The 19,765-nt window shown below is 56.8% G+C and carries 18 protein-coding genes and 1 pseudogene; 10 read left to right on the top strand and 9 right to left on the bottom strand.

Features of this window, described 5'->3' with window-relative positions; genetic code table 11:
- Positions 1 to 163: 163 nt before the first annotated feature.
- Positions 164 to 598, bottom strand: coding sequence for a PaaI family thioesterase (locus P0D96_RS26345; RefSeq protein ID WP_408316237.1), 435 nt, complete (start codon positions 596 to 598; stop codon positions 164 to 166).
- On the opposite strand from P0D96_RS26345, the gene P0D96_RS26340 reads away from it, so the two are divergent.
- Positions 507 to 917, top strand: coding sequence for a hypothetical protein (locus tag P0D96_RS26340; RefSeq protein ID WP_408316274.1), 411 nt, complete (start codon positions 507 to 509; stop codon positions 915 to 917). The two genes, P0D96_RS26345 and P0D96_RS26340, sit on opposite strands and share 92 nt — an antisense overlap.
- A 323-nt stretch (positions 918 to 1,240) precedes the next feature.
- Here P0D96_RS26340 and actP read toward each other — a convergent pair whose 3' ends face one another.
- Positions 1,241 to 2,923: a cation/acetate symporter ActP gene (actP, locus tag P0D96_RS26335; protein WP_408316235.1), complete on the bottom strand. Its 1,683-nt coding sequence runs from the start codon at positions 2,921 to 2,923 to the stop codon at positions 1,241 to 1,243.
- Positions 2,920 to 3,243: a DUF485 domain-containing protein gene (locus tag P0D96_RS26330; RefSeq protein WP_408316233.1), complete on the bottom strand. Its 324-nt coding sequence runs from the start codon at positions 3,241 to 3,243 to the stop codon at positions 2,920 to 2,922. Before P0D96_RS26330 ends, actP begins: the two co-directional genes overlap by 4 nt.
- On the opposite strand from P0D96_RS26330, the gene P0D96_RS26325 reads away from it, so the two are divergent.
- Entirely contained in the window at positions 3,242 to 3,475 is a 234-nt protein-coding gene (locus P0D96_RS26325) for a hypothetical protein (RefSeq protein ID WP_408316231.1), read from the top strand. The genes P0D96_RS26330 and P0D96_RS26325 overlap by 2 nt on opposite strands.
- Before the next feature lie 6 nt (positions 3,476 to 3,481).
- Here the strand turns inward: P0D96_RS26325 and P0D96_RS26320 are convergent, their stop codons facing one another.
- From P0D96_RS26320 to P0D96_RS26310, 3 genes are all read right to left on the bottom strand, one after another.
- The gene (locus P0D96_RS26320) at positions 3,482 to 4,687 is read right to left on the bottom strand and encodes an acyl-CoA dehydrogenase family protein (protein ID WP_408316230.1); all 1,206 of its coding nucleotides are present in this window, start codon (positions 4,685 to 4,687) and stop codon (positions 3,482 to 3,484) included.
- A 13-nt stretch (positions 4,688 to 4,700) separates the two neighbouring features.
- Complete coding sequence (locus P0D96_RS26315) at positions 4,701 to 5,882, bottom strand: acetyl-CoA C-acyltransferase (protein ID WP_408316228.1); 1,182 nt, start codon at positions 5,880 to 5,882, stop codon at positions 4,701 to 4,703.
- 293 nt (positions 5,883 to 6,175) lie between these two features.
- Positions 6,176 to 6,910 (bottom strand): SDR family oxidoreductase, encoded by a 735-nt coding sequence (locus P0D96_RS26310; protein WP_408316272.1) that lies wholly within the window; start codon positions 6,908 to 6,910, stop codon positions 6,176 to 6,178.
- Positions 6,911 to 7,088: 178 nt separating this feature from the next.
- On the opposite strand from P0D96_RS26310, the gene P0D96_RS26305 reads away from it, so the two are divergent.
- The 6 genes from P0D96_RS26305 to P0D96_RS26280 all read left to right on the top strand — a co-directional run bounded on the left by P0D96_RS26305 (position 7,089) and on the right by P0D96_RS26280 (position 13,892).
- Positions 7,089 to 8,657 (top strand): class I adenylate-forming enzyme family protein, encoded by a 1,569-nt coding sequence (locus P0D96_RS26305; RefSeq protein WP_408316226.1) that lies wholly within the window; start codon positions 7,089 to 7,091, stop codon positions 8,655 to 8,657.
- A 161-nt stretch (positions 8,658 to 8,818) separates the two neighbouring features.
- Complete coding sequence (locus tag P0D96_RS26300) at positions 8,819 to 9,649, top strand: IclR family transcriptional regulator (protein ID WP_408316270.1); 831 nt, start codon at positions 8,819 to 8,821, stop codon at positions 9,647 to 9,649.
- Positions 9,650 to 9,836: 187 nt separating this feature from the next.
- The gene (locus P0D96_RS26295) at positions 9,837 to 10,460 is read left to right on the top strand and encodes a 2-hydroxychromene-2-carboxylate isomerase (protein WP_408182930.1); all 624 of its coding nucleotides are present in this window, start codon (positions 9,837 to 9,839) and stop codon (positions 10,458 to 10,460) included.
- A gap of 88 nt (positions 10,461 to 10,548) precedes the next feature.
- The gene (locus P0D96_RS26290; protein ID WP_408182932.1) at positions 10,549 to 11,535 is read left to right on the top strand and encodes an NAD(P)H-dependent flavin oxidoreductase; all 987 of its coding nucleotides are present in this window, start codon (positions 10,549 to 10,551) and stop codon (positions 11,533 to 11,535) included.
- Between the two features lie 50 nt (positions 11,536 to 11,585).
- Positions 11,586 to 13,238 (top strand): AMP-binding protein, encoded by a 1,653-nt coding sequence (locus tag P0D96_RS26285; RefSeq protein WP_408316223.1) that lies wholly within the window; start codon positions 11,586 to 11,588, stop codon positions 13,236 to 13,238.
- 9 nt (positions 13,239 to 13,247) lie between these two features.
- On the top strand, positions 13,248 to 13,892 hold the full coding sequence (locus P0D96_RS26280; protein WP_408316221.1) for a glutathione S-transferase family protein: 645 nt from the start codon (positions 13,248 to 13,250) through the stop codon (positions 13,890 to 13,892).
- A 158-nt stretch (positions 13,893 to 14,050) separates the two neighbouring features.
- Here the strand turns inward: P0D96_RS26280 and P0D96_RS26275 are convergent, their stop codons facing one another.
- Both P0D96_RS26275 and P0D96_RS26270 read right to left on the bottom strand, forming a co-directional pair.
- The gene (locus P0D96_RS26275; RefSeq protein WP_408316219.1) at positions 14,051 to 14,197 is read right to left on the bottom strand and encodes a hypothetical protein; all 147 of its coding nucleotides are present in this window, start codon (positions 14,195 to 14,197) and stop codon (positions 14,051 to 14,053) included.
- A gap of 99 nt (positions 14,198 to 14,296) precedes the next feature.
- Positions 14,297 to 16,024 (bottom strand): methyl-accepting chemotaxis protein, encoded by a 1,728-nt coding sequence (locus tag P0D96_RS26270; protein ID WP_408316217.1) that lies wholly within the window; start codon positions 16,022 to 16,024, stop codon positions 14,297 to 14,299.
- 213 nt (positions 16,025 to 16,237) lie between these two features.
- On the opposite strand from P0D96_RS26270, the pseudogene P0D96_RS48745 reads away from it, so the two are divergent.
- A pseudogene (locus tag P0D96_RS48745) lies at positions 16,238 to 16,379 on the top strand (IS5/IS1182 family transposase); the annotation flags it as partial.
- Positions 16,380 to 16,703: 324 nt separating this feature from the next.
- Here P0D96_RS48745 and P0D96_RS26265 read toward each other — a convergent pair.
- Positions 16,704 to 16,970 (bottom strand): hypothetical protein, encoded by a 267-nt coding sequence (locus tag P0D96_RS26265; protein ID WP_408182940.1) that lies wholly within the window; start codon positions 16,968 to 16,970, stop codon positions 16,704 to 16,706.
- A 1,291-nt stretch (positions 16,971 to 18,261) separates the two neighbouring features.
- On the opposite strand from P0D96_RS26265, the gene P0D96_RS26260 reads away from it, so the two are divergent.
- The gene (locus tag P0D96_RS26260) at positions 18,262 to 19,599 is read left to right on the top strand and encodes a phthiocerol/phthiodiolone dimycocerosyl transferase family protein (RefSeq protein ID WP_408316215.1); all 1,338 of its coding nucleotides are present in this window, start codon (positions 18,262 to 18,264) and stop codon (positions 19,597 to 19,599) included.
- Positions 19,600 to 19,765 lie beyond the last annotated feature (166 nt).

Genomic DNA, 19,765 nt, shown 5'->3' with positions numbered 1-19,765 from the left:
CGAAGCATGCTTTCGCGGCTCGCACACGCGAGCCGCGCCACGTTTCGTATGACTGGAAACGCGACTGATTACCGGTGCCCGGGGATACGACGGCGGACGTTGCGAATGCTTTTGTGGCTACGGCACGAGCGTTTGGATCGCAGTTCGGTGATCAGTCACCGGTTCAACCTCTCTTCAAAAAGCAAGTCGCCGTTGCCGTCGCGAGAAGTTTCCCGTCGAGGGATTTCAACGTACCTTCCGAGGTTGCGATGTTCCTCGAGACGTGGACCGTGCGGCCTTCCGCCACGACGTCCTGATCGCGCGGCACAGGCCGCAGCATTTTCACTTGCAGGTCGATCGTGCCGTAACCGACGCCGGCCTCCAAGATCGAGTGCACGGCGCAACCCGTCACGGAATCGAGTACGGTTGCGGCGAAGCCGCCGTGCACGCCGCCAAGTGGATTCAGATGCTGGCTGCCGGCGCGCGCTGTCATCTTCACATATCCAGGGTCGACCTCTGTGAACCACATGGGAATCGTCTCCGCCATCGAAGACCGCGGCAAGTCGCCTGACACGGCGGCGCGCAGCAATTCAAGACCGCTCATTTCCAACGGATTCATCCTTTCCTCTCCTGATTTTGTTCAAACGAGCGCCAACACGATGGTTGTCCGCGCGTTCGCAATCCGTACCGTCCTACTGTCGAACGACTTTCGTGAAATCCGGCCGGCGCTTCTGCGCAAACGCCGTGAAGGGTTCTTTCGCTTCGGCGCTTGCAAGTCGTTCCATGTGACGGCCGGTGCACCACTACCTGATAGCTCAACTTTGAATTCTGGGGTCGTCAACTTGCCTGCCAAAATTCGCGGCGTCGAGAGGTGCCTCCTCTGGAACGCCATCGCGCTTAAACGTTCGCATGCGAAGTATAAACCTATTCGCATTTGAAGCGCATTTGTGAAAGTCAACGAGCCGTCAACTGAAACTTGACATCAACGCGGCTGCGGCACTTCGCGAGGTTGAAGGAGCGACTGGTGTTTGGCGCGCTCGCGGAGCAACAGTCATGTCCAGCATCGCTGGCATATAGCGGCCAAGAGCAAGTCGGCAGTCAGACAGGCAAACCGATGGGTTCTTCGCGACACTGGCGACGCCCGCAACCACGTTTAAGTTCGGCCGCGAGGCGTCATGGATAGGCCCCAATGCACGCTGAGATGGGTCACTGTTAGCGAGGCGCCGTACAGGCGCTGGCCTGCACAGCGTCTTGCGCTACATCAGTGACTGGTGGCCTCCATAGGTGAAATGCCTGTCTGGGAGATGAACTCCTGCGCGTCGAAGGCGGCAATTTCCTTTTTGGCGCGGGCAGTGCGGTCGAGCTTCGAGAAGACAAATATGCCTGCGAAGGCGAGCGGCACGGAAAAAAGAGAAGGATTGTCTAGACTGATGGGCGCGGTGGCATGTTGCATGACATCAACCCATACCGGTTTGGACAGGATTGTCAAAACCACGGCCGAGACAAGGCCGAGTAGGCCGCCAAGCACGGCGCCTAGCGTGGTTGTGCCTCGCCAGAATATTGAACAGAGAAGAACGGGGCAATTGGCGCTGGCGGCAATCGCTGCTCCCATGCTGACGATAAACGCGACATTCACGTGCTCAAAAGGAATGCCCAAGCCTACTGCGACCATCGTTAGTGCGACAGTTGATATGCGAGATATCTGCATCTCCCGGCGATCGGACTGTTTCCCGCGAGCTATGCACGAAGAATATAGATCGTGCGACACGGTTGCCGCGCCGGCCAATGTCAGACCCGCTACCACGGCGAGTATGGTCGCAAAAGTCACAGCGGCAATGAAGCCGTAAAAGACACTTCCTCCGACCGCCTTGGCAAGGTTAACGGCGACCATGTTTGTTCCCCCGATAAGGTCTCGGGTGAGCAGAAACTGACCGGTCGAACCAATTTTGAAGAATTCTGGATGTTGGGAGAGAAGGGCGATCGCAGAAAAACCGATGACAAAGGTGAGAAGGTAAAAATATCCAATAAAGCCCGTCGCGAAGAATACCGACTTTCTTGCTTCTGCCGCGTCACGAACGGTGAAGAAACGCATCAGGATATGAGGAAATCCCGCTGGACCGAGCATGCCGGCTATGCCGAGCGATAGTGCGTTTAGTGGCTCGTGCATGAGGTGTCCTGGCCCCATGATCGCTTCCGAGTGCGGATGGGCGTGAATCGCCGCGGTGAACATCGCCTCTGGACTGAAACCAAATTGAGCAAGAGAGGCTACCGCCATGAACGTTACGCCAAAAAGAAGGAGGCCAGCCTTGATTATCTGTACCCATGTAGTTGCGGTCATCCCTCCAAATGAAACGTACGTGACCATCAATATGCCGACGATCACTTCGGCAATCCAGTACGGTAGATGAAAAAGCAACTCGATTAGCTTGCCCGCGCCGACCATCTGCACGATCAGAAAAAAGACGACGACTACGAGCGAAGTACACGAGGTAAGCAACCGTATTGGAACCTGTTGCAACCGGTGTGCGACCACGTCCACAAAGGTGAACTTGCCTAGGTTTCTCAGCGGTTCGGCGAGCAGAAACATGAGGAATGGCCATCCGACAAGAAAACTGATGGCGTAGATAAGGCCATCAAGGCCAAACGCGAAAACCATGCCGGAAAGGCCCAGGAAGGACGCAGCGGACATGAAGTCGCCCGCCATCGCGAGCCCATTCTGTAGCCCGGTAATGTTGCCGGCGCCTGTATAGAAAGCGCGCGTCGATGTATTTCGACGGGCGGCCCAACGTGTAATTGCGAGAGTCACACATACGAACAGGAAGAACATCGAAATGGCGATAGGGTTCAGCGTCGCTCCGTGGACAGCGGAAGCGTTCCCCTCGGCGGCCTGAACGCAAGCTGGAACACAGAGAGCGAGAAGCGGAATGTGTAATGTCGGTTTCATTCTGCGTGCGCTCCGCCGGATTTCTGCAAGACGCGTTTCATACTGGGGTCGAGGACGCGGGTCACGACAAGCGCGTACCATCCGGTCAGACTGACAGCAGTCACAATGACGATTACACCGGCAACGATGCCGATGCTGGTGGAAGCGCCGTGGTAGATCGGCCGTGCCAAAAAGCGAGGCGCAGCGGCCACGAGAACGATGAATCCGTAATAAGTCAGTGTCATCAGTCCGGCAAAAGTGAAGCTAAAGCGGCGCTTGGCTCTTACAAGCGCCCGATAGTCTCCACTTTTCCGTATTGCGTCTATTAGGATCTGCTGCATGGATGTCTCCTTTCTGCCTCTGGTAATCGCCCTTTTGGCGTATGTCGGCCTACTTCTGCTGATCAACCGTCTTGTGCCAGCGACGGACTTGTTATATTGGTTGCACGCCGCGGCAATTTGTTTGATAACTGGCGTCGAACTCAACCACTTCCCTCAAGCGCAATGTTCTTGGGAGATGATGGCTTTCGTCGCCGAGTTGATGATCAATCATCATGCTCAAATTTCATCCTGATCTTCCTCAGAGACCAAGAATGGATCTGGAAATAATGTTCTTTTGAATCTCATTCGAACCGCCATAGATCGAGAGCTTCCGATTGTTCAGGTATAGCGGGGTGACGGAAGAGGTTCCTGCAGGACCGACACCCAAAACGTCATCGCCGTGCAGTGCCTCCTCGATATAGGGGAGCGCATACGGTCCCAACGCTCTGCGCATCAGCGAAGAGATCTCCTGTCGTATCTCGGTGCTTTTGATTTTGAGCATCGAGCTTTCCGCTCCCGGGGCACCGCCGGACGTCGCAGCGGCAATGACGCGAAGATTGGTGGTCTTCATGTTTTCAAGTTCAATCTCGACACGCGCGACACGAGCAGCGAAATACGGATCTTCGATGAGGGGACGTCCTCGGAGAGTCTGGCTTTTGGCAATCCGTTTGAGCCGATCGAGCAGGGCGACGGACAGGCCGACACCCGCGATATTGGTTCGCTCGTAGGTGAGCAGATACTTGGCGTATGTCCAGCCTTTGTCTTCTTCTCCAATGAGGTTTTCGGCAGGCACTCTTACGTCACTGAAGAACACCTCATTGACCTCGTGTTCACCATCAAGAGTGATAATGGGGCGGACATCTACGCCTTCCGACTCCATATCGATCAGCAGGAAACTGATTCCCTCCTGCTTGCGGACTTCCGAGCAAGTTCGAACGAGGCAAAAGATCTTGTTGGCATAGTGTCCAAGCGTGGTCCATGTCTTTTGCCCGTTGACGACATAGTGTTCGCCCCGAGAGTCGATCTGGCGTACTGCGCTTGTCCGGACCGACGCCAGATCAGAGCCGGACCCCGGCTCAGAATAGCCTTGGCACCACCAATCGGATCCGTCGAGTATCCTGGGCAGCCAACGGTGTTTTTGCTGTTCCGTCCCGTACTTGATGACAACTGGTGCGAGCATGTTCACCCCAAATGGGACGATGCGAGGCGCACCAGCAAGCGCGCATTCGGTCTCGAAGATGTATTTCTCGGTAGGTGTCCACCCGGTGCCCCCGTATTCGATGGGCCAGTGAGCGGCCAGCCAGCCTTTGGCATTCAGGATGCAATGCCAATCGTGGAGATCGGCACGAGTCAGTCTAATTCCGTTGCGTACCTTGTTTGATATGTGTGCAGGCAAACTGCTTTGCAAGAAAGCTTGCACGTCAGAGCGGAAGCGGTTTTCCTCTGCGCTAAATTCGAGGTCCATTTGCTCGGGCCCCTCAAAAGATCTCAAAGAGCGCCGCCGCACCCATGCCACCGGCAATACACATTGTGACTACGGCATATTTCACGCCGCGTCTGCGTCCTTCAAGGAGAACATGGCCGGCCAGGCGTGCACCTGTCATTCCGAATGGATGGCCGAGGGCAATTGCACCTCCATCGACATTGAGGCGCTCAGCTGGGATGCCGAGTTTTTCCTGGCAATAAATCGCCTGTGATGCGAATGCCTCGTTCAGTTCCCAAAGTCCTATGTCATCGACCTTGAGATTGTGTCGATCAAGCAGCTTCGGCACGGCCAACGTGGGTCCGATGCCCATCTCATCAGGCTCGCAGCCGGCGACAACCATACCTCTGAACGCACCGAGGGGATCGACGTTTGCCCGTTCGGCATCCTTCGCGTTCATCAGTACACACGCGGACGCACCGTCAGATAGTTGAGAGGAGTTCCCGGCTGTCACGAATCGGTCCGGGCCTTTTACCGGCTCGAGCCGCGAAAGGCCTTCGAACGTGGTGTCAGGCCGGTTGCATGTGTCTTCGTCGATCGTGACTTCTTTCAGCGTGACGACGCCTGTGTTTTTATCCTTGACCGCCATCGTGGTGGTAACGGCGATGATCTCTTCCTTGTATCTGCCTTCAGCCTGAGCCCGCATAGTCTTCTGCTGGCTTGCGAGGGAGAATCGGTCTTGCGCTTCGCGGCTGATGCCGTAGCGCTTTGCGACGACGTCACCCGTATCGATCATCGCCATGTAGAGATCAGGCTTATGCTCCGCGATCCATGGATCGAGGTGTTTGTCGGCGTCTTCGCGAGTCTGGATTCCAGTTATGCTTTCTACGCCTCCGGCGATAACCGCTTGTGCGCCATCTACGACAATACGTGCGGCCGCCGTGCCGATTGCCTGAAGTCCCGAGGCGCAAAAGCGGTTTATGGTTGTCCCAGCAATGGACAGAGGAAGGCCTGCCCGCACGACAGTCTGGCGGGCTACATTGCGCCCGGTGATGCCCTCTGGATACCCGCAGCCGAGAATGGTGTCTTCGATCAGGGACGGGTCGACGCCTGAGCGGTCTACGGCTGCTCGAACGGCCCATGCAGCAAGGGTCGGCCCATGTGTCCGGTTGAATTCTCCACGGTGAGATTTTGCAAGCGGAGTTCGGGCGGTGGAAACAATAACGGCTTCACGCATATATATTTCTTCAGAAGGAAGTAGGTCTTTAATCGTTCAAGCAGGAGAAGCCTGGTCCTTGATCTGCTAGCTGGACGAGAAGCGGAGAACCGCCCTTACGGAGGGTTGGTCTCCGCGAACCGGATGGCATCCAGAAGCTCTGCACGGACCCGGATGCTCAGTGCGTTCAGAGGTGGACTGCTGATCGCTGCGACGAGGACTGATCCATTCAGCCGCCGGATTAAGGATTGGTCAGGGGCGTTGAGGAAGGTGGCGGATTGGCAAATCGCCGCGCAAGTCAGGCTCCGATGCGCTCACCACGATTCCATCCAGGGCCGAATGTCGAGTTCATGGGTCCACGCATCGCGTGGCTGTTGATGCAGCATCCAGTAGGTGTCGGCAATATGTTCGGGATTGACAATGCCGTCGACTTCCTTGAGTTTGTAACGATCGGGGAAGCTCTCGCGAATGAATTCCGTGTCGATGGCGCCGTCGACAATCAACTGTGCAACATGTAATCCTTTAGGTGCCAATTCCTTGGCCATCGACTGGGCCAACGCGCGCAACGCGTGCTTCGCGCCAGAAAACGCTGCGTAACCGGCTCGGCCGCGCAAACTCGCAGTGGCGCCAGTGAAGAAAATGGATCCTCTTTCACGGGGCAACATCACTTTTGCCGCTTCCCGGCCCATCAGGAAGCCGGCAAAACACGCCATCTCCCAAACTTTCTGATACACGCGAGCAGTGGTGTCCGTAATGTCGAATTTGACGTTCGCGCCGATGTTGAAAATTGCGGCTTCGACTGGAGCAATGTTCGCTTCGATTTCCTCAAACAGGGAAACCATCGCCTCTTCTTTTCGTGCGTCTGACCCGAAGGCGTACGCCTCACCGCCCTCCGAGCGAATCTGTTCGACAAGGGGTGTGAGTTTCTCCGGATGTCGGCGGGTCACGCACGCGATGTAACCCTCGCGCGCAAAACGACGTGCGATTGCTCCGCCGGTCGCGTCGCCGGCCCCGATCACCACCACAGCCTTTTTGGATGTTGCCATCATGTCTCCCGATATTGAACCGCAATGCAGAATGACGAACTGCATTGCAATCCATTATCGGAACGCATTCTGAGAAAGTCAAAGATTTTGTGTGCTGATGAAGCGACAAAATTTGCTTGGTTGAACTGCTATGCAGTATAGTAGACCGCAGAGCGATACAAAAGTGACTCGGAGACACCGGATGACTGTCCTGCTGAACGGGCGCCCGCTACGGCGCATTCACAATGTGATCGACCCATGGGTCAGCGCGAGTCCGGATGCGCCCGCCTTGATCGACCGGACTGCCAGTCTTACTTACAGGCAGCTGCATGAGGCAGTCGAAGGGGCTGCGCAACGCTTGGGCGAGCTCGGCGTGCGACCGGGTGATCGCGTACTCGTTGTTTGCGAGAACTGCGTCGCGGTAGGCGTGCTCCTGCTGGCGCTGAGCCGGCTTGATGCGTGGGCTGTCGTGGTCAATGCGCGTCTGTCACCCCGGGAGATCGATACATTCGCTGAGCATTCGGGTGCGAGGCGTGTCATCTATACGCCTGACGTTTCTCTTGAAGCCGGGGCGCATGCCCGGCGGGTTGGAGCAAAGGAAGAATTCTGGCCGCTGACAGGCCGTCTAAATATCGGGCCGCTGAACGAGCCGGCTGTAGCAGAGCAAACACACACCGATCCCGCGGAACAGGTCGCGGTGATGATTTACACATCCGGCACCTCAGGCAGCCCGAAGGGTGTCATGTTGACGCACTCAAACCTCTTATTCATATCGGAGGTTGCGCGATCCGTCAGGCTCCTGTCGCCGCAAGATACGGTGTATGGCGTCTTGCCCATGGCGCATGTGGTGGGACTCTCATCGCAACTTCTGGGGGCGCTTGCTTGCGGTAGCAAGTTGTTCATCGAGTCGCGCTACTCGGCGGAGGCGCTGGCCGACGCGATACTGAAGCGCGGCGCGACGGTCTTCGTCGGTGTTCCTGCGATGTTTTCGAAGTTGCTTGAATGGTCGCGCGCGAATGGCGTAGATATAAGTCGCCATCAGCTACGTTCAGTCGGTGCGGCAGGATCGCCTCTTACTCCAGAGCTCAAAGCGCAGATCGAGGCGGCCATGCAGACAACCCTGCAAAACAGCTACGGGCTGACAGAAACCTCACCGACCATTTGCCAGACACTGTTGCTGTCCGCCCCGCGGAACGACTGTTCCGTTGGACCACCGGTACCGGGCGTCGAGGTTCGTATGATGGGAAGTGACGGCCGCGATGTTGCCCGTGGCGAAGTTGGCGAACTGTGGGTGCGCGGACCCAATGTAATGAAAGGCTATTACCGCGCATCGGACCTGACGGCAGAGTCGATTCAGGATGGTTGGTTCAATACCCGCGACCTCGCTAGACAGGGCGAGGACGGCGGTGTCTTCATCATGGGCCGTACCCGCGAATTGATCATCCGCTCAGGATTCAACGTTTTTCCAGTTGAAGTCGAGCAGGCGATAAATTCCTATCCGGGCGTGGTTCAATCCGCAGTCATTGGCCGCCCCGCCGAAGGAAACGAACAGGTTATTGCTTACGTAGAGCCCGAAGCCAATGTCTACGTTGACACCGACGATCTGGACAGATGGGTTCGGCAGCAACTTGCACCGTACAAGGTGCCAGCGGAAATTCACGTGATAGAGAAGCTCCCTGCCGCGCCGACTGGGAAAGTGCTAAAAGGCAATCTCCGCGAGCTTGACGTGTTGCGAAGCGCGGAGCGCCGCGCGACGCATCCTGGTGGCTGACAGTGAAGCTGACAAGGCCGCTTCTTCGTACTAGACGCGTGGTATCGTGTCGCGGCTCGCGGCGCCGACCAGGGTGCCCGGGCTGCTGCAAAGTGTGTTGTGCGACGCAGCAATCGTGACAATCCTCTACGAACGGCGATCGGCCGGAGATAAAATTGAATATGAACACTGCAGAAGGCGATCGCGTGGACGATGACGCAGCGGACGAGGAATCAGGATCTGATGGCGCGTCCGATCGTCATTTTGTTACGGCCCTCGCTCGCGGCCTTGAGGTATTGAGCTGCTTTAAGACGGGCAATAACTTTCTGGCAAATCACGAGATCGCACAAAAATGCGGGCTGCCGCGTTCAACCGTTACGAGACTGACGTACACGCTGACCAAGCTGGGCTATCTTCATCTGGTGCCGAACAGCGGTAAATATCGCCTCGGGACAGCAACGGTTGCATTGGGCAGCGCAATGCTGGCAAAACTCGACGTGCGCCAGGTCGCCCGTCCGTTCATGCAGTTGCTTGCCGCAGAGACTGAGGCCATCGTTGCGCTGTCAACGCGCGACCGGCTTTCGATGCTGTACCTGGAATGTTGCAGGGGCAGTTCTATCGTCACACTTAGCCTGGACGTCGGGTCGCGCATACCTTTAGGCACCACGGCCGCAGGCCGGGCCTTGCTGGCCGGATTGCCCGCGCCCGAACGTTCGGATCTGATGGAACGAATTCGCGAGCTGGACGATGCAGCCTGGCCTAAGATAAGCGCGGGTATCGTACGAGCGGTGGACGAGTATGAAGCGACGGGATGTTGCTCTTCTCTCGGAGACTGGGTGAAGGGCGTGCACGGTATTGCCGTCCCATTCAATCCGGGGAGGGGGCTGCCGGTTATGGTCATGAGCGTTGCAGGAGCTGCACAAGCGTTCCCAAAAGATCAGTTGATGCACTTCGCTTCGAAGTTGATAACTATGGTCAAAAGCATTGAGGAAAATCTCGGCAAGATGCCATAGCTGAAAAAATATGTGCGCGGTGGCATCGCTGCCTTTTCGACACGATGATGGTGCCAGGACGGTCACTTTTCGCATGGGTGGCTGTCGTTTAGTGGTTGATTGATCATTGCGAATTCCAGTCGCAATGACTGTTTTCGAGTGCATATGCACAATATAGTGCATGTTGAACGATATGACGGGAGACAACGTGAGTAAGATCCAGGTTGATTTTCTTTTTGACTTCGGCAGTCCAAATGCGTACCTCAGCCACAAGGTGATTCCGCATATCGAGGCGCGCCAGGAAGTGGTGTTCCGGTACGTGCCTATTCTGCTCGGCGGACTATTCAAGCTGACAGGGAATCAATCGCCCGCAGACGCCTTTTCCCATATCAAGAACAAACCGCAGTTCGGCAAACTCGAAACTGCCAGGTTTGTCGCCCGATATGGGATCACGGAGTACCGATACAACCCATATTTTCCGATCAATACTCTAAAGCTGATGCGCGGAGCCGTTGCAGCCCAGCTGGACGGAACGTTCGACCTGTACGTGACGTCTGTGTATCGGTTCATGTGGGAAGACGAGCTCGACATGGGCGACCCTGTCGTGCTTTCCGCGGCACTCGATAAGGCCGGTCTGGACGGCAAAGGATTTGCACAGCGGATCGACGTCCCGGAGGTCAAGCAGCGGCTGATCGACAATACCCAGGAAGCTTTTGACCGAGGAGCATTTGGCTCACCGACTTTCTTTGTTAACGACGAAATGTACTTCGGCAAAGACCAGCTGCGCGATGTCGAAGAAGAAATCATCAGGTTGACTGCACCTCAGGCGTGAAAGAAGTGCCCAACGGGTAAAAGCAGCACCCGGCAGGGTTCGCTTGCATCGGTATTTTTCCAAAATCGTTTTACGACGGAGTATGTGTATGGCTATTCCCAGCATTCTGCATAACAGGCTTTCCGTTCCAGTCGTCGGTTCGCCTTTGTTCATCATTTCGAACCCTGATCTCGTCATTGCACAATGCAAAGCCGGGATTGTCGGCTCCTTTCCTGCGCTCAATGCACGACCTGAAGGGGTGCTCGAGCAATGGCTCGATCGCATCACAACCGAGTTGGCGGAGCATGACAGGAATCATCCGGAGCGACCATCGGCACCGTTCGCGGTCAATCAGATTGTCCATCGATCAAACAATCGTCTCGACACGGATATGGAAGTCTGCAAGAAATATCGGGTCCCGATTGTCATCACTTCACTCGGAGCGAGGAAAGAGATCAATGACGCAGTTCACGGGTGGGGAGGAATTGTTTTTCACGATGTCATCAACAACGTGTTTGCACGTAAGGCAATCGAGAAGGGCGCAGACGGACTGATCGCAGTTGCAACCGGCGCGGGTGGTCATGCCGGCGTGCTTTCGCCGTTCGCTCTTGTGCAGGAAATTCGAGAATGGTTCGATGGCCCGCTATTGTTGTCAGGCGCAATTGCCAACGGCAACTCGATCCTGGCAGCGCAGGCGAGCGGTGCCGACCTTGCCTATGTCGGCAGTGCTTTCATCGCCACGGAGGAGGCCAACGCCGTCGAAGGCTACAAGGATGCCATTGTCGAGGGCGAGGCGTCAGATATTGTTTATACGAATCTGTTTACGGGTGTGCATGGCAACTATCTGCGCAAAAGCATTGTTGCAGCAGGACTTGATCCAGATGGCCTGCCTGAGTCAGACCCGTCAACTATGAATTTTGGATCGGGAAGCAATGCAAAGGCCAAAGCGTGGCGGGACGTGTGGGGCGCAGGCCAGGGAATCGGTGCTGTAAAGCAGATCGTACCTGCAGCAAAACTGATAGAGCGGCTGAGGCACGAGTATGACCAGGCGCAATCACGATTGGCATTTCCGGAATCAAGCCTGCGCAGCGTCTGACAACTTGCGAACTTACCGTCACAACCACCCGATGACAGAGAGAAAGCAGTATGGCCCCATCCAGCATCTCCGATACTGAAGACGTCGTTACGAACCCTTATGCCGGTTATGACATCGCCACATGGCTGGTCGAGCTTGCTGCACGTCGAGGAGATCATCCCTTCCTCATATGGGATCCCTTCGAAGGTCAAGGTCGTACGTACAGCTATGCGGATCTTCTTGACCACGTACAGCGTCTCGCGGGCGGTATGGCTGCCCGTGGAGTGCGCGCAGGCGATCGCGTCGTTGTCCACATGGAGAACTGTCCAGAGGCAGTGCTGGTTCGCTTTGCGTGCGCCTGGCTTGGCGCGGTGTGCGTCGCAACGAATGCGCTAGCAGCGGGACCCGAACTCGCATACCTGGTTACCGCTGCGCGCGCTGTTTGCGCGGTGACCCAGTCTCATCTCGCTTCACTTCTCGCAGAGCATTGCCCCCAACTTGCCTGGATTGCTGTAGTGAATGCTGAGGCCGAAGGCGCTGAGAGTGCTGTAGGGGCTCAGAGGGTGTTTGACTTCTCAAGACTGTATGCCGGGCCTCTGCCTCGCAGGCGGGCCGATCCTTTGGCGCAAGCATCGGTGATGTACACCACAGGTTCTACTTCTCGACCAAAGGGTGTTGTTTGGACGCATGCCAATATCCTTTGGGCAGCGGAACTGAACGCCCGGCAACAGCGCTTGCAGGACGGCGATATTCACCTGCTCTTTCTTCCGCTCTTTCATGTCGTTGGCCTGTCCTGGTGCTTTTTTTCGACGATGTGGGCAGGTGGCACAGTCGTCCTTCAGCCAAAATTCTCCCGAAGCCGCTATTGGGACAGCGCGCTGCGGTATAGGGCGAGCGTAGGCTCTCAGGTGCATTTCACCATGGCAGCGTTGAAAGCCGAGCCGGTACCCGACCACAACTTTCGCGTCTGGGTAACTTCCCGACACGACCACGCCTTGTCATCCTTTTACCGTGTTTCGATGGTGGCTGGATGGGGCATGACTGAGGTGTTGACCCAGGTCATCGTATCGACGCCCAGTCACGGAAAATTGACCGGCGGAATCGGGCGACCGAGTCAAGCATACCAGGTGCGAGTGGTGGACGACGAGGGGCGCCATGTTAAAGCGGGTGAAACAGGAAGTCTCCTCGTTGGCGGCCGTCGCGGACTCTCAATTTTCAGCGAGTACGATGGCGACGAACGCACGACAGAAGAGTCGTTCGATTCGGCAGGCTATTTTAGAACAGGAGACCGGGTCAGGCTCGACAACGATGGCTGGATGGAATTTGCCGACAGGCAGAAAGACATCATTAAGGTTGGCGGCGAGAATGTCTCAGCAGCGGAAGTCGAGGCGACCATCGCAAGGCTGCCTTCTGTGAAAGAGGTCGCGGTCGTCGGTAAGCCTTGTGCAATGTATAACGTGGTGGTCGTCGCATACGTTGTCGCAAGTCCGGACCTTGGTCCGGAGCAGACCCGACTGTTGCCCGAAGCGGTGCGTGAGCATTGTGCGCAAAACCTGGCAAGATTCAAAGGGCCCAGTGAGGTTCTGCTTATCGAGAGCCTACCGCGCATCGGAATCGGGAAGATTGCAAAGGCTGTCTTACGCGAATGGGCCGCAGCGGCGCCCTCGACGCGCACGGGCACGACTCGAGCGGACGCGCCTGGACCAATGCTTCGCAACGAATAATCACTGACCATGATCGACCTCTATCACTGCGCCCGATCGCGTTCGTTTCGCCCGCTGTGGATGCTTGAGGAATTGCAGTTGCCTTATCGGTTGCACGTCCTGCCATTTCCTCCGCGGGTAAAGGCGCGGGAGTACCTGGGATTGAATCCGCTAGGAACCGTCCCGTGTTTCATTGACGGAGACGTGATCATGACGGAGTCCAGCGCGATCTGCCAGTATCTGGCAGATCGGGACGAAACCCATGGCTTCTCCGTTTTGCCGTCGGACCCAACGTACGCGCGATACCTTAATTTTTTGAGTTTCGGTGAAGCCACACTGACGTTTCCGATCGCCATTTACATGCGATACACGCGCCTCGAACCCGAGGAAACTCGAGCGCCTCGGGTGGCTAACGATTACCGGCGTTTTTTCTTCGGGCGGCTTCGGGCAATCAGGGCAATTCTTTCCAAAGACGATTATGTGTGCGGTGGCCGCTTTACGGCAGCCGATATCTCGGTTGGATATGCGCTCATATTTGCTGCTATGAACGGGCTAGAGGACGATTTTCCACCGGAAGTGTTCGCGTATCTCGAACGGCTGCGCGCAAGGGATGCATTCAGGCGCGCGTTGATTGCTGAAAGTGTTCCGAATCGTCAGGATGGCGGGCAAGCGTAAGGTGTCCGCGTGAACCCATCGACTGCCGGTCTCAAGTCCGGAAGAGCGTCTTTGGCTGACGGAGATTGATTCCCCGTTGTGTCGAACGCTCTTGGTTCGGCGGATGACGAATGCGCTGCATGCAATCGCGAGGAGGGCGACAGCCATCAGGCCAGCGCTCATGAGTGATATTCGGCGGGCAAGGGCAGGTCGTCCATCGTCGACAGGGTATCTTCAATGCCCAGCCGGAACGACCGGGTGACTTCGGCACGAAGTGACCCGGTCAGTCGCGACAAGGCAGAGTCGAGAAACTTTCCAAGAATCATCGCCTGTGCCTCCAGCCTGCTGATAGTTGTTGTGTTGGAGGTGACGAGCCTGTCATTTCTCCCAGAACGCCGGTGTCGCTTGGCATTTCCAGGCCTCGCTCAGAACGTTTGCCAGTCATCGGCGCCGCTATCAGCCAGAGCCGTGTTGTCGCCGGTACGCTCGGCTCGCACGAGCTTTTGCGATGACGTAGCCTTTGCGATGGATGGCGCGCTTCTGGCTACCGTTCGGGGCCGTTCGAGTGGCTGGACAGTCGCATGGGATGCTTCATGGTCGTCTACGCTGAAGACGGACACCGCGTCACGCAGTCCCTCCGCCTGTTGCGCCAGAGACTGGGCCGCGGCCGAGGCCTGCTCGACAAGTGCGGCGTTTTGCTGGGTCACTTCATCCATCCGGGTAACGGCCGTATTGACCTGTCCGATACCGGTGCTCTGCTCCTCGGAAGCCGCTGCGATCTCACTCATGATGTCCGTGGTGCGCCCGGCTGCCTGCACGATTTCAGTCATGGTCCGGCCCGCGTCTTCAACGAGCTTCGATCCGGTATCAATGCGTCTGACCGATTCGGTGATCAGATCCTTGATCTCCTTCGCGGCAGTGGCACTGCGCTGTGCAAGCGTGCGGACTTCTCCCGCGACGACGGCAAACCCTCGCCCCTGCTCGCCGGCACGGGCGGCCTCGACCGCCGCATTGAGCGCGAGAATGTTGGTCTGGAACGCAATCCCCTCGATCACGCTGATGATCTCGGCAACCCGCCCGGAGCTTTCGGCGATCTCGTGCATCGTCGTGACAACACGGCTAATCTCTTCCCCTCCCCGTCGCGCGACGCCCGAGCCTGTACCGGCCAGCTGGCTCGCCTGAATCGCATTGTCTGCGTTCTGGCGCACGGCGCTGGTCAGCTGTTCCATGCTCGATGCGGTCTCCTCCAGAGAGGCGGCCTGCTCTTCGGTCCGCTGTGAGAGATCGGTATTGCCCTGCGCGATCTCGCCTGAGGAGACCGTAATCGACTCGCTGGCGGTCTTGATCCGCAGGACGAGGGCCGCAAGCTGGTCTCTCATTGTGCTCAGCGAGTACATGAGGCTTGAGTGGTCGCCCGGCTTAAGCTGTACGGTGGCGCGCAGGTTACCCGCCGCGATCTCGCTGGCCAGTGCCATTGCGTCGCGAGGCTCACCACCAAGTTGCCTTGCCACACCAAAGGCGATGACGAGGGCAACCACGATGGCGACCACGGCCGCTGCCAGCATCAAGCTGTAAACTAGCGTTTTCGCCTGCGCATAATCCTGACCGGCCTGTTTGCCTTCGTCGTTTGCGCTGGCCGTATTGGCATCCACGATGGTCTGGATGTCTTTTTCGATTGCATTTCGAATCGAGTCCGACTTCTTGCGCAGCAGGCTCATCGCATCGGCCTGCCGATCCTGTCTGACGAGTTCCAGAACCTGATTGTTGAGATCGAGAAACTTCGGCATCAGCGTCTGAATGTCGGCGTAGGCGGTTTTTTCCTCGGGACTATCTACCAGAGTTGCGTATTCCGAAGATGCCTTCTGGTAGTGGGCCAGCGCCGTATTGATGCGATCTTCTGCAGTATGGGATTCATCAGGCGTCGTTGCGGTGGCGGCAAGAAGCTGACTTGCCCGGATGCCGCGAATAGCCAACTGCATCTCCAGATTGGTGCGTACGCTAGGCAATGCGTTGTCGCGCAGGGCGGCAACGTGAGTGTTCTCCTGATTCATCTTGTAAAGGGAAAACCCACCAAGACAAGCCATCAGAAAGATCACGAGAGAAAATCCCGCGATCAACTGCGTTACTACCTTGAAGTTTCTTCCAAACTGCATGGCACCCCCCTCCAGGATCGAGATAAATGGATCGTTATATTCCCTCGGAGAGCACATCAATTATTTTTATGTGTAAAACGAAGGGACGAATATTACCGCAAAAAAAAGTAATCGGTTGGCATCATATTTATTACGTATTGCTTGTCATGTTTTACATAACACTTGAATGTCACCCGCCTGGCTGTGATGCCCCCGCGACACGGACTGTCCATGAAGAGCATCCGGCGGTATCTGAACGCGCTGGAGACTGCTGACCATACGCAACTCGCTGAGCTGAAAGTAAAGGCAATCCGACTGCAGGACAAGATCGTGCGCTTGCGATCCAGACGCACGTTCCATGGCGACGAGCGGAAGACTGCTGGAGATCGGAATTGAGGTAGGGGCCGGCACGATGCTGGAGGAGATCGGCCTGTTTTCGCCCGACCACCGGCGGACCTGCACGGCACGCTGCCGGAGCGACTGCGAACTCCTTTCGGCCTCTGCGCCGACTTAACGCGACTACCAGGACCGGAGTTTGCAACGTACCTGATTCAGCTCATCACCCGCCGACTGGGAGCCGACAAACTTGGGGCCGAAAGACTAGTACCCGTTTGCCAAGCGCGCTTTTGGCGTGCAAGGTCAGGTAGTAATCGGCCTTCGGTCCTCGTTGTGTCGGACAGCCGGGGGGAGTGTCGTAGATTCAATGAGTTCCTCTGTAAAGCTGTTGGATGTGCGCCGCTTCGCCGTTATTTTTCGAGCGCACGAGGTCTTGATAAATGTCGGCCCGGCTTTTTGCAAGGGGAACGGCAGCGCCGCCCGACATGGAGTGGCCAGAGAAATCCGGACCTTGTGAAGTGATCAAGGTCTCTGACGTTGCGGGCGACGGATTCGAGTTGGTGTCTGCGGCGTTCGCCTGCCAGGCAGACATACAGATCGCTCCACCGACAAGTAACAGTGCTGTCTTCATGTGAATCCCCTTGCGGAAGTATTGGCGCAGTTTCGGTTGCGTCGGACCGGCGAGAGTCTCGCCACGTTCGACAGGAACGCATCTAAGGTTGCATGACGAATACAGAAAGATTCGGTTCGACTACGGTGGACTGCGCTTCATGGTGTGTGGAAGCACCTTCGCCTATATGCCTTTCGTAATAGGCGCTCCGCCGGCGCGGTGACGCGTTAGCCGCGTGAATTTCGTCGACAAGCCGATCTGTCCGCAACGAACGGTCAGAAGCGAACGGCATCGACGTGCCCGTTAACATCGGACGACGAGCACCAGGTAACTCGCGAATGAGGAAAAGGTGCGCGAACTGTCTGAGAACCTGGTGGCCCGCGTCTATAGGGAATCACTATTCCTGGATCTGTTTTCAATCTTCATCCTTTCCAAACATTTGATCGAACATGGGGAAAACACAACCTTGCCGTGAGGTGCGGCGGCGCGTCGGCATTCTGTTGTGGTGCTTTGTGCCGCCGACTCACTTCGAAGAGTCTGCTTATTGAATAACAGGCGAGAGCGCGGATCTATTCCGCACGCGAATTCAAGTAACTACCGGCGTTTCTCGACGCACCGCGCGCCATAAGAACTGCGTACAGGCTCGACAGATCGCTGAAGGAAATGGCGATCAAAGCTATTGGCGCTAATTGCCCCTCTTGCCGGACCAATCCTTCCGCGACATCAGTTTTAACCCGTTGATCCTTACCGACGGAATCGCGCGGTCCAGTGATCCTTTGCTGGTCGCACGTTCCGGTGCATACGCGGAATCGCTCGACCGTCGCGTCAGTGAGGAAGGCCACGTATTGGAACTCTCAAACAGCACACACCCATGATCTGGCGTGCATCGGATTGCGCGCGAGGCGTTATGCAATGTCGCAGCGCGCACATGCGAGACCGGCGTTGCCGATGTCGCGAAGCGAAGGATTAGCTGTTCGGCTCGCATCGCGCCTTGTCCTCTCGGACCGCCGCGGCTTGCCGGTGATTACCGCGTTGCCCCGGCATCTGTTCGGCGAGAAGCCAGGGCTTTCATTCCAGTGAACGCCTGCTTCAGCAGCGGCGAATCGTGTCCTGATGGTGTCACCGGTGACCGATCTGCTTCGCGTGCTGCTATTTGCCAAGAGCATGAAATAAGAGAGACGGGTTAACTGTTCTTTCATATGCAGCGCCAGATAGCAAATCAGCTCTTTATGCAGGCGTGGCCTGCTGACCCTACCGTCTCTCTGAATGGCGCAAGGGGTGGCGGCAACCGACCACCAAATGGAAGATCCGTATGAATTCATTGATGAAACCAGTTGCATCCGGCATCGAACGTCCGTTAGGCGCGATGGAAAAGTTCTTCTACCTGCTGAACCAGGATCACCCGAATCACTTCGCTATCACAGGTGAGGTGACCGGACCAACGCGTATCGACCAATGGCGCAATGGACTGGATCTGGTGGGACACCATTCGCCGCTGGTGTGGTCGCGAATCGAGCGTGATAGTGGTGGCGTTCCCGTGTTCCGTCCATCACCACACGGGTCTATTCCGTTGAAGGTGGTTTCGTATGACGGATCCCGATGGACCGATGAGGTCGCGGCGCAACTCGCGCAGCCGTTTGACGAAACGAATCCACCACTTTTGCGAGCCACGTTGCTGCACAGCGCGGAACGTTCGATTGTCGTGCTGGTTGCGCACCACTCGATCAGCGACGGGGTGTCACTCACGTTTCTGTTGGGCGACCTCTTGCGCGCAGTGTCCGGACAGGACCTGTTGCGTAGCCGGGAGAGCGAATCCGTTGAGCGACTCGTGGAATTCAGGTATCGCCGTGCGCTCACGCATGCGACCGAACAAGCAGCCGAACAAGCAGCCGAACAAGCAACCGAACAAGCAACCGAACAAGCAACCGAACAAGCAACCGAACAAGCAACGGCGGTTGCGCGGCAGCCGAAAGTATTCAGATACCAGGACGGATCCACCCCGCACGTTGAGATGCTGCGCCTGAGTTCTGATACAACGCGCAAACTTAGGGAACGGGCGAGGACCGAGCGAACGTCCGTGCAATCGGCGCTGGTGGCGGCACTGGTTGGAGCGAGTTATCGTTTGGCTCCCGAGGCATGCGGGGAGCCGATGCGCATAGTATCGCCCGTTGATCTGCGACGTCGATTGCTTGATAACAGCGACCACCTGGGCATGTGCGCAAGCGCCGTCGTTCTCGCCGATGACGGTCCTGCGAACGCTGATTTGTGGAGCCGGGCACGTCACCTGGGGCAAAGTTTCGCCGGCCTTGAATCACCGTCGATGTTGGCGGAAGAAGTGCTTGCAAAATATGATGCGCTGGCCGGAGTCAAAGAGACCGCCGAAGCGAAAACAATCTTTGTGAATGTGTTCGCTGGTGACGCTGCCGTGACAAATCTGGGTGTCGTCACTCTGCCGCAAGTGTTTGGCTCGCTGGTCCTCGATGCAGTCTGGGGACCGTCGATCGCCGTCGGTCTGGTAGGCGAGCAGGTGATTGGCGCTGCGACATTCAACGACCGATTGCATCTCGCCCACACGAGCTACGCCCCGATCAAGGGCCTGCTGGATCAGATGACCGCGGAACTGTTGGATGCCTTGTCCAACGTCTACTGACGGCGTTGCAGCTGGAATTGACGGGCGACGCGGACGGACTGGGATTCAATCGGATATTGCACAAACGTCAACCCAAACGTGACGTGTAATAACTTTCCTACGATACTCGATCGATAGTATGACGAAGGAGTAAGCGAAACCTGTTTCGTCGACGCCGTTAGGGGCA

The organism is Paraburkholderia sp. RL17-347-BIC-D (assembly GCF_046027915.1).
Classification (GTDB): domain Bacteria; phylum Pseudomonadota; class Gammaproteobacteria; order Burkholderiales; family Burkholderiaceae; genus Paraburkholderia.
Note: the sequence above shows the minus strand (reverse complement) of the source record. Positions and strands in the feature narration are given on the sequence as shown.